This is a genomic window from Pseudomonas sp. FW300-N2A2 (assembly GCF_017351735.1).
GTDB classification, from domain to species: domain Bacteria; phylum Pseudomonadota; class Gammaproteobacteria; order Pseudomonadales; family Pseudomonadaceae; genus Aquipseudomonas; species Aquipseudomonas migulae.
Map to the genome: position 1 here is coordinate 21,070 of NZ_JACNDU010000007.1, position 15,987 is coordinate 37,056.

The 15,987-nt window shown below is 53.9% G+C and carries 14 protein-coding genes; 10 read left to right on the plus strand and 4 right to left on the minus strand.

Features of this window, described 5'->3' with window-relative positions; all coding sequences use genetic code 11:
* Positions 1-394 precede the first annotated feature (394 nt).
* The 10 genes from wecB (at position 395) to J4E42_RS12100 (ending at position 12,917) form a co-directional block, all read left to right on the plus strand.
* Entirely contained in the window at positions 395-1,528 is a 1,134-nt protein-coding gene (gene wecB / locus J4E42_RS12055) for a non-hydrolyzing UDP-N-acetylglucosamine 2-epimerase (RefSeq protein WP_008042169.1), read from the plus strand.
* A 3-nt stretch (positions 1,529-1,531) separates the two neighbouring features.
* Entirely contained in the window at positions 1,532-2,797 is a 1,266-nt protein-coding gene (gene wecC / locus J4E42_RS12060; RefSeq protein WP_192416960.1) for a UDP-N-acetyl-D-mannosamine dehydrogenase, read from the plus strand.
* Between the two features lie 144 nt (positions 2,798-2,941).
* Positions 2,942-4,186 (plus strand): hypothetical protein, encoded by a 1,245-nt coding sequence (locus tag J4E42_RS12065; protein ID WP_207285330.1) that lies wholly within the window; start codon positions 2,942-2,944, stop codon positions 4,184-4,186.
* A 2-nt stretch (positions 4,187-4,188) separates the two neighbouring features.
* A complete protein-coding gene (locus J4E42_RS12070; RefSeq protein WP_008042166.1) occupies positions 4,189-4,650 on the plus strand; it encodes a serine O-acetyltransferase in 462 nt (153 codons plus the stop codon).
* Between the two features lie 21 nt (positions 4,651-4,671).
* The gene (locus tag J4E42_RS12075) at positions 4,672-6,219 is read left to right on the plus strand and encodes an O-antigen ligase (protein ID WP_008042161.1); all 1,548 of its coding nucleotides are present in this window, start codon (positions 4,672-4,674) and stop codon (positions 6,217-6,219) included.
* The gene (asnB, locus tag J4E42_RS12080) at positions 6,219-8,057 is read left to right on the plus strand and encodes an asparagine synthase (glutamine-hydrolyzing) (protein ID WP_008042146.1); all 1,839 of its coding nucleotides are present in this window, start codon (positions 6,219-6,221) and stop codon (positions 8,055-8,057) included. The genes J4E42_RS12075 and asnB overlap by 1 nt, the downstream gene beginning before the upstream one ends.
* 55 nt (positions 8,058-8,112) lie before the next feature.
* Positions 8,113-9,759, plus strand: coding sequence for a heparinase II/III family protein (locus tag J4E42_RS12085; protein ID WP_207285331.1), 1,647 nt, complete (start codon positions 8,113-8,115; stop codon positions 9,757-9,759).
* A 7-nt stretch (positions 9,760-9,766) separates the two neighbouring features.
* Positions 9,767-10,945 (plus strand): glycosyltransferase family 4 protein, encoded by a 1,179-nt coding sequence (locus J4E42_RS12090; RefSeq protein ID WP_008042130.1) that lies wholly within the window; start codon positions 9,767-9,769, stop codon positions 10,943-10,945.
* A gap of 2 nt (positions 10,946-10,947) precedes the next feature.
* Positions 10,948-11,907 carry an SDR family oxidoreductase gene (locus J4E42_RS12095; RefSeq protein ID WP_192226152.1) on the plus strand — a complete coding sequence of 320 codons (960 nt, stop codon included), beginning with the start codon at positions 10,948-10,950 and terminating at the stop codon, positions 11,905-11,907.
* The gene (locus tag J4E42_RS12100) at positions 11,904-12,917 is read left to right on the plus strand and encodes a glycosyltransferase family 4 protein (RefSeq protein WP_008042115.1); all 1,014 of its coding nucleotides are present in this window, start codon (positions 11,904-11,906) and stop codon (positions 12,915-12,917) included. Before J4E42_RS12095 ends, J4E42_RS12100 begins: the two co-directional genes overlap by 4 nt.
* 107 nt (positions 12,918-13,024) lie before the next feature.
* On the opposite strand, the gene J4E42_RS12105 is transcribed toward J4E42_RS12100, so the two are convergent.
* The 4 genes from J4E42_RS12105 to rpsA all read right to left on the minus strand — a co-directional run bounded on the left by J4E42_RS12105 (position 13,025) and on the right by rpsA (position 15,912).
* Positions 13,025-13,264: a lipopolysaccharide assembly protein LapA domain-containing protein gene (locus tag J4E42_RS12105; RefSeq protein WP_192226150.1), complete on the minus strand. Its 240-nt coding sequence runs from the start codon at positions 13,262-13,264 to the stop codon at positions 13,025-13,027.
* A 21-nt stretch (positions 13,265-13,285) separates the two neighbouring features.
* On the minus strand, positions 13,286-13,579 hold the full coding sequence (gene ihfB, locus J4E42_RS12110) for an integration host factor subunit beta (RefSeq protein ID WP_008042113.1): 294 nt from the start codon (positions 13,577-13,579) through the stop codon (positions 13,286-13,288).
* A 148-nt stretch (positions 13,580-13,727) separates the two neighbouring features.
* Positions 13,728-14,006, minus strand: coding sequence for a hypothetical protein (locus J4E42_RS12115; protein WP_008042112.1), 279 nt, complete (start codon positions 14,004-14,006; stop codon positions 13,728-13,730).
* A 217-nt stretch (positions 14,007-14,223) separates the two neighbouring features.
* On the minus strand, positions 14,224-15,912 hold the full coding sequence (gene rpsA / locus J4E42_RS12120) for a 30S ribosomal protein S1 (RefSeq protein ID WP_008031789.1): 1,689 nt from the start codon (positions 15,910-15,912) through the stop codon (positions 14,224-14,226).
* Positions 15,913-15,987 lie beyond the last annotated feature (75 nt).

Here is a 15,987-nt window from a genome sequence, read left to right on the forward strand (position 1 = left end):
AGCACCCTCTCGAGAGGGATCAGGCTGTCTCCAGGAAGGGGTGGATTAGATCGATTGAACAGCGCGCCCCAAAGGACAATGATATCCATCTCCTACACTCGCCGACGCCCATGTTTTTTGCTCCTCTGATACTGGAAGGGTTCGGCGATGGCCGCTTGGCAACCAGAGACAATCTGCGCCAGACAATGATCCTGCGCCCGCACACCGGGCTGCTTGTGGATCAGACTCCCGGCAAAACCCTGCGTGCCTGCGCCGCTACTCCGTTAGCGGTAAATAGCGGTTCTGTGCAGCACAAGGAAACAGTGCAAAAACCAATCGAATTCGCCCTTCTCTCATTCGCGTGATAGGCCTGTGCACGCAATAATTTTTTTTATTTTTTAATAGCGGTGTAGCTATGACTTTGAAAACCTTGTGTGTGTTTGGCACGCGCCCCGAAGCAATCAAAATGGCCCCTTTGGCGTTAAGCCTCGCGGCGGACGAACGCTTCGAAGCCAAGGTATGTGTAACCGGCCAGCATCGCGAGATGCTGGACCAGGTACTGAATCTTTTCGAGATCACGCCTGACTTCGATCTGAACATCATGAAGTCTGGCCAGGACTTGACGGACGTCACCACCACTATTTTGCAAGGCATGAAATCGGTCTTCGCCGAGTTCAAGCCCGACATCGTCCTCGTGCATGGCGACACTGCTACCACTTTCGCCACCACCCTGGCGGCCTACTACCAGCAAATCCCTGTCGCTCATGTCGAGGCCGGCCTGCGCACGGGCAATCTCTATTCGCCCTGGCCAGAAGAAGCCAACCGCAAGTTGACCGGTGCTCTGGCAGCCCTGCACTTTGCCCCGACAGACACCTCCAGTCAGAATCTGCTCCGGGAAGGGGTCGCCGCTCAAAGCATTCACGTCACGGGCAACACAGTGATCGACGCCCTGCTGGACGTCGTGGCGAGAATTAAAAACAGCGCCACCCTGCAGCAACAGTTTCACCAACAATTCTCCTTCCTGGGTGAAGGGAAGCGAATCATCCTGGTCACCGGCCATCGCCGCGAAAGCTTCGGTGACGGATTTGAAAAAATCTGCCAGGCACTGCTCACGACGGCGAAAGAATTTCCCGACGTCGAAATCGTCTACCCCGTCCACCTCAATCCGAATGTTCGCGAGCCCGTCAATCGACTCCTGGCCGGCATCGACAACGTTCACCTGATTGAACCACTGGATTATTTGCCTTTTGTGTACCTGATGGACCGCTCCTACCTGATCCTCAGCGATTCGGGCGGCATCCAGGAAGAAGCACCTTCGCTGGGCAAACCCGTTCTGGTCATGCGTGACACCACTGAACGACCGGAAGCCGTCGAGGCAGGCACTGTCAAACTGGTTGGCACCGACATCGACGTTATCACGGGCAACTTGCGCAGCCTGCTGACGGACTCCAACGCTTACAGCCAGATGAGCTTCGCTCACAACCCCTACGGTGATGGCAAGGCGTGCGCGCGGATTCTTGAAACTCTTTCCCAATTTAAAAGAGGCTAACCTATGAGCTTTGAAACCATTTCCGTAGTCGGCCTCGGCTACATCGGATTGCCCACTGCCGCAGTTTTTGCCGCACGCAAGAAAAAAGTCATAGGCGTCGATGTTAATCCTCACGCCGTTGCAACGATCAATCGCGGTGAAATTCACATCATCGAACCGGATCTGGACATTGTCGTGCGGGCAGCGGTAACCGAAGGTTATCTGCGCGCAACCACCACTGCCGAACCGGCCGATGCGTTCCTTATTGCGGTACCGACCCCTTTCAAGGGCGACCACGAACCGGACCTGTCTTACATCGAGTCAGCCAGCAAAGCCATCGCTCCAGTCTTGAAGAAAGGCGATCTGGTCATCCTTGAATCGACTTCTCCGGTCGGCGCAACCGAGCAAATGTCCGCATGGCTGGCTGAAGCGCGCCCGGACTTGAGCTTCCCGCAAACGCACGGCGAAGACTCTGACGTTCGTATTGCACACTGCCCTGAACGCGTCTTGCCGGGTCACGTGCTGCGCGAGCTGATCGAGAACGACCGCATCATCGGCGGCCTGACCGCCAAGTGCTCGGATGCTGCAATGCGTCTGTATAAAACGTTCGTGGAAGGTGAATGCATCATCACCGACGCGCGCACTGCAGAAATGTGCAAGCTGACCGAAAACAGCTTCCGCGACGTCAACATCGCTTTTGCCAACGAACTGTCGATCATCTGCGACAAGCTCGACATCAGCGTATGGGAACTGATCCGCCTGGCTAATCACCACCCGCGAGTCAACATCCTGCAACCTGGCCCTGGTGTAGGCGGTCACTGCATCGCTGTCGACCCTTGGTTTATCGTGAGCAAGACCCCCGATGAAGCGCGCTTGATTCGCGCCGCGCGCGAGGTCAACGACAGCAAGCCGCAATGGGTACTCGATCAGGTCGCGCTCGCAATCGGCAAGTATCTGCAAGAGAACCCGGCTAAAACAGCGAAGGATGTGACTGTCGCCTGTCTGGGCCTGGCGTTTAAGCCGGACATCGATGATCTGCGCGAAAGCCCATCCCTTGAGATCACTGTGCAGATTGCAAAAAATCATCCGGGCACCGTTCTGGCCGTTGAGCCGAACATCGAGCGCCTCCCTGCTCGCCTGGAAGGCATCGCAACCCTGAGCCCGGTCGATCAGGCCCTGTCTTCGGCCAACGTCATCGTTCTGCTCGTAGATCACAGTGCGTTTAAAACCATCCCGAAAACCCGCTTGTCATCGCTGAAAGTTATCGATACCCGCGGAGTCTGGACCTGAAAAATCAGGGGTAACTTGATTGCGTACAGAAATCAGGTGGGTCATACACTCACCTGATTTTTTTGCGCTATAAAGCGACAGCGATTTTTACTCTAGATGATCGTGTGCTCGAATTTGTCATGATGAGGTTTAAGAGGTTCCGGCATGGTCAATCTACTAATTCAGGTGCTGACGCTGATAAGTGGCCTGGTTGTAAACTTTGTTATTCCTGGCCTGTATGGACTGGATGCGTATGGCGCGTTCATCAAGGCCAATGTGCTTGTATTTTTATTTCAAAAACTTCTCGACATCGTTAACGAGCAGCTTATTGCCAGTGTCGAAGCCGAGTACATCCTCGTCACCTCATTATTTATGGCGACGTTGATTTTTTTACTGTTCAGTGTGGTCAGCCTGGTAGACGACATCGGTAATCCTTTATTGCTGAGTGTCATGCTGCTCAGCTCAGCGTGCCTGCTTTCCCTGTTCGGGCTTCGTTTGCAGCGCTGGATAGTCGGATACCTCGTTCTCTTCCTGTGTGTTTTTTTCGTCCTCTTGTTCATCAGTTATCAACAGATCCTGCCGCTGAGTATCGTGGACATTCTGCTGCTGACGAATCTGATACCGTGCCTGTTTGCCGTGGCGGTGCTGTTTAGCCATGGCGCAAAACTGCCAGTGGGCAGACAGTTATTGTCCACCTGCAAGAACGTCTTGTTTTTGTTGCCTAGAATGGTATCCATCACTCTGGTCTTCAATCTGTTTACCAATATCCTGCCCTACATTCTTTCGAAGAGTCTGCCCGTTCGGGACCTTGGACTCTTCCGGGTGATCGTGTCGATCATTCAGTCAGCGACGAGCCTGTTCCCTATAAATGTCAGGGCTGTATTTGTTGCGTTTGTCTCCGGGGGACAGCGTCAAGAGCAATACAGAATCATCATGTCCGTCGCCCTTTTCTACTTCGCACTGGTTGGCTTGTCCGGCTATGCGATGGGATGGCTGTTCCCGCAATACTCCGCTTATCTGGCGATGCTTCCTTGCCTGCCAGTCCTGTACTGGGCCGTGGTGACAGAAAGGTATCTCGTTGCTTCCGGGCTTCATCGTAAAGTAATCATCGCCAACCTCGTCCTGGGCGCACTGGCTGTGGCCGGGATGATCCTGTTCGTTCAAGGCCTGAAACAGGCAGAACTGTTTTATGCGCTTGGGTTCTCTGCCTATTTATTGTTTTTGCACTTGCTGTGCCGACCAGGAATCCGTCTACCGGTCATATTCTGGGTCTCTGTACTCTCCCCTTTCGCAATCGTATTGAAAGACGTCAATTTGATCTGGGGCGTTCTTTATATGCTTTCTCTTTTGATCATTGCGGTTGGGATACTTCGGCTTCGTCCGGCTGACTTTCGCACCTTGAGGTTTTGACAATGAACGCAGTTAAGTTGTATCGCGTAGGAAACTGGTTTTATCAGCGTCGTGTACCCGTCGTACCTGGCCTGATTCGCAACCTGATTTTTCTTTTGTTCAATTCATACATTCCGGTGTCCGCCAATCTTGGAAAAGGCACCATTTTCGCTTACGGCGCCATTGGTGTCGTACTTCACGCGAACGCTAAAGTCGGGACGGGCTGTGTATTAGGCCAAGGAATTACGATTGGTGCTGCAGAAGGCTATGTCACCAGCGAGATCAACAAATGCCCGGTGATTGGGGACAACTGCTACATCGGTGCGGGTGCAAAGATCATTGGCGATATTAAAATCGGGGATAACTGCCAGATTGGAGCATCGGCCGTAGTACTGAAAGACATACCCAACAATTCAATCGTTGTCGGCATTCCAGCCCGAGTGATTGGACAGACCTCTGTAGACTATAAAGCTATACGCCCCTGAAATGGCGAACGGAGTATCGCAATGAGTAGTAACGACTGCATGAAAAACAGCATGGCAATTGCAGCGGCCGCGTGCATTTCCATTCTGCTTATGCAGGATCCTGGCGTTCTTTTCTACACCGGCATTGTTGGTGTTTCCCTGCTTGTGCTGACGGCCATTATTTCGCCTTGGCTGGGCCTGTTGGCGCTATTCCCGCTGGCCTTTGCCTTGCGCCCGGCCCCACCGTCAGTAGGGGCTCAAGAAATATCGTTCGCCGCTTTGCTGGCAGTGATATTCATTGCTGCATTGATCAAGTTGCTTCGCACTTGCGGAATCAGGTCCGTACTGCGCCTTTTCGGTATCCCATTGCTTATAGGCGCGGGAATATTGAGCATCAACCTGGCCGTGGCCATGCACAATCATGTGCCGATGCTGGACTGGATCAGGGGCGTCATTCCCTTTCTGTTTATATATGCACTGATACCTGTCTGCGCACTGGTCAGCGGTGACGAAAGCAAGATCCGCTGGGTCGGCGCTTCAGTGGGAACCCTGATTTTCCTGACCGCCGGCTACATCGTTTTCTACTACTTCTACCACGACATGTGGCAACCGTACTGGCTCATCCTGACTAACGGAGAGGAAGTCAAAATCTCTCAAGAAGCGGCCTTGAACAACGTCAACGCCATGGGGCCGATGCGCGACCGGATCACCATGCTGCTGGCACAGGCAACAGATGCGTTGCTGCCTGTCGGCATGGTTGTAGGGTTCGTTGTAAGCACGTTGGCACGAGACCGGCGGATTACTATTGTCGGCGCTTTGGTGGCCATGCTTTGCATGGCAGCCGTACTGATCACCTTCACAAGAAGCATGCTGATCAGCGCCCTTTTGGTCATGCTGCTCTTTTCGCTCTATGCATTTTTCGCCCATAAAAACTTGCGCGTGAAGTTGTCGGCCAATTTGGCCACTCAGGGCGTATTTGGCGTTGCATTCATCTTTTCCACTGGCATGGATCAGGTTTGGCTCGGACGCTTGAGTTTGTTATCGGGGGCCGCCTGGAAACGAAAAGGTGACTTCAACGTAATGTCCCGGCTTGAAGAATACAAAATCGCCTGGGAAATGTTCTTGAGCCATCCAGTGCTGGGCAACGGGATGGGCATCAAGCATGGAATGCGCTGGGAAACTTCTGAAGGTGTCTCCTTCACCGAGATGGTTGCGTACATACACAACTGGCCGCTCTACATGCTGATGGTTGGCGGACTGCTGGGCTTTCTGGTTTATTCGTTGGTCATCGCAGGCCCCGTTCTCTATCGTCTTACGTCCCTCAGATCTGAGTCTGCACATTTAACAGTTGTTCGTGCAGCCGTCATGACACTGGCGGTCTATGGTTTGTTTTTCGCGGTATTCCGTCTGATTTCGTTCAACCTGTTGCTTGCTGCTGCCTGGGGAGTGGTCTTCGCGCATAAGTGGTCCCGAGAGAACCGTGCGTCTAGCGCCCATGCCGTACATTCACACACGGCCTCGACTCAAACCAAAGAAAAGCCTGTTGGGCATGAGCCTGCCGATCAAAAAAATGTGGAGCTATCTGTATAATGTGCGGCCTAAGTTTTTTTGCTGTTAAACGCGAGGTCCTCGGAGTTCAGAGCCAGCTGGAATCAAGCCTGGCCGTCACCAAACATCGCGGCCCGGATGCGTCTGGTACTTACTTCGCCAGTGTCGGGGACTACCAGGTAGGCCTCGGACATAACAGGCTCAGCATCCTGGACCTTTCGCCGACCGGCAGTCAGCCAATGTTCGCCGGCAATGGCGTCAGCATCGTATTCAATGGTGAGGTATTCAACCATCATGAACTGCGTAATCAGCTGATCGAAAAAGGCTACTCATTCAAGGGCACCTCGGATACAGAGGTCATTCTTCAGCTTTATGTTGAGCACAAGGAACACGCTTTCAAACTGCTTGAAGGCATGTTCACTTTTGTCATCCTGGATGAAGCCAGAAATAAATTCTTCCTGGTAAGAGATGTTATCGGGATCAAGCCTGTGTACTGCTACTCCAGCACGAACGGCATCTACGCCTGCTCGGAAATACGCGGCCTCAAGAGTTATTCGGAGGTCACCGCCGATATTGATCACGATGACGTTTTCGAGTTCTTCAATAACGGTTTCCTCTACGAACCGAACACCGGCTACAAAGCCATCAAAAAATTGATGCCCGGGACTTACCTTGAGTTCGATCTGCTCACGGGCGCTTGCGAGACCCAGCGTTACCAGACCGTGATGAACTTCAAGACCGAGCAAAACCTCGCCGCAGATGTGAGCAGCGCGGTGACACGGCAATTGGAGGCGGATGTTCCGGTTGGCGTATTTTTCAGTGGCGGCGCTGACTCCAGTATTCTGGCCAGTTACACGGGTGAGGCAGATCTGTTTTTCGCCAAGTACGAAGCGACGGAAGATTCTGCTGTCGATATGAAGTTCTCGGCTGATATCGCTGAACACCTGGGCAAGAAACTTGTGGTGACAGAGATTCTCGATTCGAACACCAACGTGTTCGAGTCGATCGATTTCGTCGCAGCGAATACGGAAGAGCTGGTTTCCGATTACACATTCTGGGCTACCTATCGGTTATCAACAGAAGCCAGGAAGAGCGGCTACACCGTAATGCTCAGCGGGATGGGTGGGGACGAGGCATTCGCCGGTTATCCACGCTACAAAGTCCTGAAGCATCACGGGCTGATTCGGCGGCTCTACCCAGTGCTGAATGCTCTGCTGAAATTCAAGCTGTTTCCCAAGCAGCTCGACAAAAAATTCGAACGACTGGTGTCCTATGCCCAGGAAAGTTACTGGCCTTTGGCGTATTCACGAATGCTGGGATATTTCTCCAGGCAGGAGTTGAAAGGCTTTTTCCCCGATTACTCGAAACGGGAACAGCATTACAAGCAACGCCTTGAGTCCGTGCTCGTCAATTACAAGGGCGATCCCGCAGACAAAGTAAAATGTGCACAACACTTTGACCTGACAGGCTTTCTAAGCCACAACCTCAGTGTTTCCGATAAAGCGAGCATGCTCGCCAGTATCGAGTTGCGTGTGCCTTTGCTCGATGAGCGAGTCGTTGCTAATGGTTTCGCCACCTCAAGTGCAGAACTGCTGAAGGATGGCGCGCCAAAGGCCCCTCTGAAGAGCCTATTGAAAAGCCTGCTTCCAGCCGCTCTTGTGGATCGCCCGAAAACCGGCTTCAACCCTCCCCTCGACGGCATTATCCGTCGGATAGGGGCGGAGCGATTGCTCAGCGAGTTCGAGCGGATTTATCAGTATCTAGAGCGCGAAGAAGTGGAAAAGCTGGTGACGAATCATTTTTCGGGCGCAATCAACAACACGTACAAGCTGTGGCAGGTGCTGTACTTTGAACGTTGGTTGAAACTGAACTTTGCGTAAAAGCTTTCAGGTCCGCTTGTAAACGACGACATCTTTCATTATTTAAGTGATTTTTATGGGCAATGCGCTGACATCTCGGCTTTTCAAGCTCTACCACACAGCCAAAATGTTACGGTTGAAGCAGATTTTCTACCGGATCTATTACCGTTTCGCCAAAGTAAAACCCTTTACGGCAACCGGATTCGGCAAGCGATCGGCCTTTGATCTGGCAAAAGCCCCAGGCTGGAGTGCGTCCCGCTTTACGACGGACGAGCAGTTCGACTTCATGGGCATGAAATCGCCCATCGAGTGGAGCAACACGACACTCCCGAAAATCTGGCAATACAACCTGCATTACCTCGACCATTTGGCGGCATCCGACCAGGCATCCACTGCATTCGACACCCGCCTGGTCAACAGCTGGATTGTGAATAACCCTCCCTTCGGCGGTTGCGGATGGGAACCCTATACGCTCTCTCTGCGCATCGTGAACCTGGTGAAGTGGCTGCAGAGACAGCCGAGCCTGGAAGGCCATTGGCTGGACAGCCTCGCCATGCAAACCCATGCCCTGTCCGAACAGGTGGAATATCACATCCTGGCAAACCATCTGTTCGTGAACGGCAAGGCGCTCGTGTTTGCCGGCACCTTCCTGGAAGGCGCTCATGCTGAACGCTGGCAGTCGCTGGGACTGGAGATTCTGGATAGCGAGGTCAAGGAGCAGTTTCTGGCGGACGGCGCGCACTTTGAATTGTCCCCCATGTACCACGCCTCCCTGTTGTGGGACATGTGCGACCTGGTGAACCTGGCCACCCATACCAAACTTGCACCACTAAGAAACCGACTGGACGAATGGAAGCACGTTGTCGAACGAGGCATCGTCTGGCTACGCAGCCTCCAGCACCCCGACGGTGGCATCCCTTTCTTTAACGATTCGGCGTTCGGCATCGCTCCCGCGCTGCACGATATCGAAACATACGCACGCCTGCTCAATTGCCTGCCAGAGCAAAAAAACAGCACTGCCACTGCTGTCTCGGCCGAACATCACGCCGAAAGCGGCTACGTCTCGATTGATTTTGGCAATCAATGCAAGGCGCTATTGAACCTTGCGCAGGTGGCCCCCGACTACCAACCGGGGCATACCCATGCCGATACCCTGAGTTTCGAACTCAGCCTCTTTGGTCAGCGCGTCTTCGTTAACTCCGGAACATCGCAGTACGGCGAAGACTCCGAACGTCACCGCCAACGCAGTACAGCAGCACACAACACCGTCGAAGTGGACGGCGAGAGTTCCTCCGAAGTCTGGGCCGGCTTCAGGGTTGCCCGGCGTGCGCGTGTTGCGCTGGATACGTTCGACCAGGCCGATGGCATCGTCCGCGTCCGCTGTAGTCATGATGGTTACAAGCGTTTGAAAGGGAAAAACCTGCACACCCGTGAATGGCTCGCAAAAGTTGACGAGCTGCAGATCACGGATTCGCTCACAGGAAGTTTTAACCGAGCGAAAGCCAGGTTTTTTGTACACCCCGAGGCCTTGGTTGTTCAAAATGGCGGGCAATTGACGATCACCCTTCCCGGCGGCCAGGTTGCTTCCGTTTTCCTGGAGGGTGCAACCAAGATCAACGTAGTTACTTCAACGTGGCATCCAGAATTTGGCAAGTCTGTTCCGAACCAGTGCATCGTCGCTGAGCTGTCGTCGAACACGCTGACCACCCGTATAACTTGGTGAGGTTTATTTGAAACTTTTAATCCTGAGCTTTTACTACCAGCCTGATTTATCTGCCGGATCGTTTCGTACGACGGCATTGGTAAAGGCGCTTCTCGAGAAACTGCCAGCGCACGCGCATATCGAGCTGATTACAACCTTGCCAAACCGCTACAGCTCGTTCAGCAGCGAAGCGCCGGAACTGGAAGAGCATCCTCGCCTGACCATTCGCCGAATCGCATTGCCGGCCCACAAAAGCGGTATGGCAGATCAAGCCAAGGCTTTTCTGGTTTACGCGAACGGCGTGCGCAAAATTGTTCAGAACAAACAATATGACCTTATCTATGCGACCTCTTCGCGCCTGATGACCGCGTCGCTGGGCGCCCTCATCGCCCGCCAGAAAAAGACTCCGCTTTATCTGGACATTCGCGATATTTTTGTCGACACGATCAAGGATATTCTGCCGAAGAAGCTGATCTGGCTGCTCAAGCCCATGCTTTCGCTACTTGAAAGTTTTACCATCAAGTCGGCCAAGAAGGTCAATCTGGTTTCCGCCGGTTTTCTCCCTTACTTCAAATCCCGGTATCCGGACCAGCACTACTCGCTGTTCACAAACGGTATCGATGACGAGTTCCTGGATGTCCAGCCTGTCGAGAGCTCCGCGAGTCTGAATCCGGTCCTGGACGTGGTCTACGCCGGAAACATCGGTGAAGGCCAAGGGCTGCACACGATCATTCCTGCGCTAGCCAAACGCCTTGAGGGGAAGTTGCGATTTCGAGTGATCGGTGATGGAGGGAGACTCGCTCACCTGAAGGAGGCTATCAGTTCAGCCGGCTGCACTAACGTTGAGCTGTTGAACCCGGTCAAGCGCAATGAACTGATTCAGGTCTATCAGTCGGCAGATGTGCTGTTCCTGCACCTCAATGACTACGACGCGTTCCGTAAGGTCTTGCCGTCCAAACTGTTTGAATACGCCGCGCTGGGTAAACCGATCTGGGCCGGTATTTCGGGTTACGCGGCAAGCTTTGTCGCTGAACATATCGAAAATACAGCCGTCTTCGAACCTTGCGATGTGGATGCTGCAACCAGATCTTTCGAGAACCTGAATATTCTGACCAGCCCGCGGCATGCCTTCGTCGAGCGTTTTGCCCGCGGCAATATCATGCGCGAAATGTCGCAAGACATTCTTTCCCTGAAGGAGGCTCGTTAATCATGCGCATTCTTCTGGCAGGGGCCAGCGGCTTTGTCGGCAGCGGGCTAATCGCACCGTTGCTCGAGCGTGGCCACGAAATTACCGCCGCCGTACGCAAGTTGAAGGTTGATCTCGACTCGCGTGTGACACAGAGCCTGGTCAATGGGCTGTCGGCCGATCAGGATTGGCAGGGATTGTTGAAGGACCAGGATCTGGTCATCCAGTTGGCTGCTCGCGTACACGTCATGAGTGACGAATCCTCCGACCCCCTTGCCGAATATCGCAAGGTTAACGTCGAAGGAACGCTCAATCTGGCTCGGCAGGCCGCTGACGCCGGGGTCAAGCGCTTCATTTTTCTCAGCTCAATCAAGGTCAATGGCGAAGGCACGGCTCTCGGCAAGCCTTACGTTGCCGATGGAGAGGAGGCGCCAAGCGACCCTTACGGCATTTCCAAAATGGAAGCGGAACATGCCCTGAGAGCGCTGGCAGCTGAAACCGGCATGGAAGTGGTAATTATTCGTCCGGTGCTGGTTTATGGGCCAGGTGTACGAGCCAACTTCCTCAGCATGATGCGCTGGCTGGACAAAGGCGTACCCCTGCCGTTTGGCGCCATTCACAACCAACGCAGCCTCGTTGCCCTGGATAACCTGGTTGACCTGATTGTGACGTGCACCGAGCACTTCGCAGCAGCAAACCAGACCTTCCTCGTGAGTGATGGTGAGGATCTTTCGACTACCATGTTGTTGCGTCGAATGGCGACGGCCCTGGGCAAGCCTGCGCGCTTGCTGCCGGTGCCGAGCTGGATGCTTGAAACCGGCGCGACACTCCTGGGCAAGCAAGCACTGGCCCAGCGTTTGTGCGGTTCACTTCAGGTCGATATCAGCAAGACTCGTGAACTATTGAATTGGAAACCGCCGGTCAGCGTCGACGAAGCGCTGCGCAACACGGCTAAACACTTTTTGGAACTACACACTCAATGAATATGTGGTGGCTGTTACCGGCTGCGGCCGTTGTCGCACTTTTTCTGACTGGCGCCCTGCGCCGGTACGCATTGGCTCGAAGCCTGATCGACATACCGAATGCGCGCAGCTCGCACGTCGTGCCGACACCAAGAGGTGGTGGTGTAGCGATCGTAGTGAGCTTTCTGCTGGCATTGATGTGGACGGCCAGTCTGGGCTTCGTTGCCTGGCCTCTGACCTGGGCATTACTGGGCGCAGGCGTCGGTATTGCGGTACTGGGGTTTCTGGATGATCACGGCCATATCAGCGCTCGTTGGCGCTTGCTGGGCCACTTCATTGCAGCCACCTGGGCGCTGTTCTGGATAGGTGGCTTGCCGCCGCTGACACTGTTTGGATTCGCGCTCGACCTGGGATGGATCGGTCATGCGTTGGCTGCCGTTTATCTGGTGTGGCTGCTGAACCTGTACAACTTTATGGACGGGATTGACGGCATTGCCAGTGTCGAAGCTATCTGTGTATGCCTGAGCGGTGCGCTGTTGTACTGGCTGGCGGGGAATGAACTGGCGGCGCTGTTGCCTCTGTTACTGGCTTTTGCGGTAGCAGGCTTCCTGTATTGGAACTTCCCCAGGGCGCGGATTTTCATGGGTGATGCCGGCAGCGGCTTCCTGGGCATTACCTTGGGGGTACTGTCGTTGCAGGCTGCCTGGACGGCACCACAGCTTCTCTGGAGCTGGTTGATTTTGCTCGGCGTATTCATTGTTGATGCTACGTGGACTCTGCTTCGCCGCTTGTTCAGGGGTGACAAGGTCTATGAAGCCCACCGTAGCCATGCCTATCAATTTGCTTCCCGCCAGTTTGGCAAGCACTTGCCAGTCACCCTGACGGTCGCAGCGATCAATCTGTGCTGGCTGTTACCGATCGCCCTGGTGGTCGGGAGCGGCAAACTGGATGGCCTGTCGGGAGTGTGCCTGGCTTATCTGCCGTTGGTAGTTTTAGCCGTCAAGTTCAAGGCTGGGGAAAAAGAGGCTTAACAGCCGAGTCAGAAAATGGAGATGGGGGATGGGGGATGGGGGATGGCACTAGCCCCCTCCTCCGGCCAACCACTGGAAGTAACCGGTGACGCTTCCATCGTTGTAGATCAAACCAGACGCTTGCGCCGCGCTCTTGCGGTGCGACCAACGATCCAGCCAATCGCAGGCCCTGCGACCATCCCTATCAGCAATGAAACCACCACTACAACGGAAACTGGTAGCTGCGGCCCAGCCCATCCAAGGAACAGCAAGGAAACCGACTGCTGGTTCTCAAGCACAAAAGCCAGTATCGCCAGCACCAGCAACAGTAGAACGACCATAACCAGCACGCGCTTCAAGCTACTCATGAGCCCCTCCCTGTCTGGATTTCAAACTTCTTCCTCTTCTTCATTTACCCGATCCCGCAACTCTTTCCCCGGCTTGAAATGGGGAACGAATTTGCCGTCAAGGCTGACGGACTGACCGGTTTTCGGATTGCGGCCTACGCGCGGTGCGCGGTAGTGCAGGGAGAAGCTGCCAAATCCACGGATCTCGATGCGATCACCGGTGGCCAGACATTGGGACATTTGTTCAAGCATGGTCTTGATAGCCAGCTCCACATCCTTTGATGAGAGCAGCCCTTGATGGGTGACAATTCGTTCGATCAACTCCGACTTCGTCATATTTTTCCCTTCTTTTTCAAGCAGCTAGGAAAAGCGCTTCAAAGGTTTTAGCATGCCCGAAGGAATTTGAACAGCCCGAGCTTTGACATATCTTCGCCAGCAATGGGATGCCGATTTCAGAACAGAAGCCTGATCAAGCCCGACCTGCTCATCTGCAGATAACCAGCATGGTGCGTGTCACATAACCTGCCGGGTTGAAGCCAAAGGGATACTCATCTTCGTCTTTGGCGTCATCAGATCTCGTGACCACCTTGTAGCCAGCGCCCTTGCACTCCTTGGCAGCGCGTTTGTGACACTTCTCCCACCCCGACCCCAACCCCGAACAATCGATCTCGATACCACTAACCCCACGTGAGGCGTGAGTCTTCGCATTAGTGGTACAACCCGCCAATGTCAGAACGGCTAGTGCGACAACGAGCTTGTTCATTCATTTCCTTATGCCGGGCGCCCTGCCCGACTGTCGTTCGCTTCTGACTAAAGACTAGCTGTAAATAAACGATTGATCCGATTAAAGAAAGAGACAGCTTTTGGGGGCTATTGGTTTCACGGGCGAACAATGTCGTGCGATGTGGTTACCGCACACACCAAATCGCAGGCACAAAAAAGGGCGACCGAAGTCGCCCTTTTTAATGATCAAGCAGAACTTAGTTCTGTTTGGCCATTGCCTGGCGCAGCAGTGCCGCCATGGTGGTGTCAGCAGCAGCTTCACCTTCCGGAGCAGTTTTCAGGCTCTGGATGGCTTCTTTCTCTTCAGCATCGTCTTTCGATTTGATCGACAGCTGAATTACGCGGCTCTTACGATCAACGCTGATGATCTTGGCTTCTACTTCCTGGCCTTCTTTCAGAACGTTGCGCGCGTCTTCAACGCGGTCACGGCTGATTTCGGAGGCTTTCAGAGTCGCTTCGATATCGTCGGCCAGAGTGATGATGGCGCCTTTAGCGTCAACTTCTTTCACGATGCCTTTAACGATTGCGCCTTTGTCGTTCTCTTGAACGTACTCGGAGAACGGATCGCTTTCCAGTTGCTTGATACCCAGGGAGATACGCTCGCGCTCTGGGTCAACCGACAGGATAACGGTGTCCAGCTCGTCGCCCTTCTTGAAGCGGCGAACGGCTTCTTCGCCCACTTCGTTCCAGGAGATGTCGGACAGGTGAACCAGACCGTCGATGCCGCCGTCCAGACCAATGAAGATACCGAAATCGGTGATCGACTTGATGGTGCCGGAGATTTTATCGCCCTTGTTGAACTGGCCAGAGAAATCTTCCCATGGGTTAGATTTGCACTGCTTGATGCCGAGGGAGATACGACGACGCTCTTCGTCGATGTCCAGAACCATAACTTCCACTTCGTCGCCGACTTGTACGACTTTCGAAGGGTGGATGTTCTTGTTGGTCCAGTCCATTTCGGAAACGTGTACCAGACCTTCAACGCCTTCTTCCAGCTCAGCGAAGCAGCCGTAGTCGGTCAGGTTGGTTACACGAGCGGTAACGCGAGTGCTTTCTGGGTAACGGGCTTTGATAGCAACCCATGGATCTTCGCCCAGTTGCTTCAGGCCCAGGGAAACACGGTTGCGTTCGCGATCGTATTTCAGAACCTTAACGTCGATTTCGTCACCAACGTTGACGATCTCGGAAGGATGCTTGATGCGCTTCCAAGCCATGTCGGTGATGTGCAGCAGGCCGTCCACGCCACCCAGATCGACGAATGCGCCGTAATCGGTGAGGTTTTTGACGATACCTTTGACTTGCTGACCTTCCTGCAGGGATTCCAGCAGAGCTTCACGCTCGGCGGAGTTCTCGGCTTCGAGGACGCTGCGACGGGAAACGACAACGTTGTTGCGTTTCTGGTCGAGTTTGATGACCTTGAATTCCAGCTCTTTGCCTTCCAGGTGCGTAGTATCGCGCACAGGACGGACGTCAACCAGGGAACCTGGCAGGAACGCACGGATGCCGTTAACGTCGACAGTGAAGCCGCCTTTAACCTTACCGTTGATAACGCCCTTGACCACTTCCTCGGCTGCGAAGGCAGCTTCCAGAACAATCCAGCATTCAGCGCGCTTGGCTTTTTCACGGGACAGCTTGGTTTCACCAAAGCCGTCTTCAACCGAGTCCAGCGCAACGTGAACTTCGTCACCGACGTTGATAGTCAGGTCGCCAGCGTCGTTGTAGAACTGCTCAAGCGGGATGAGTGCTTCAGACTTCAGGCCAGCGTGAACGGTTACCCAGCGAGCTTGGTAATCGATATCAACGATAACACCGGTGATGATGGAGCCTGCCTGAAGGTTCAGGGTTTTTAGGCTTTCTTCAAAGAGTTCCGCAAAGCTTTCGCTCATTTTAATTCCTGTTGATGAGGGCGAAGAATACGCCCATCTCCACACCCCAGACGGTGTGGGTTAGTTTCATTTAAA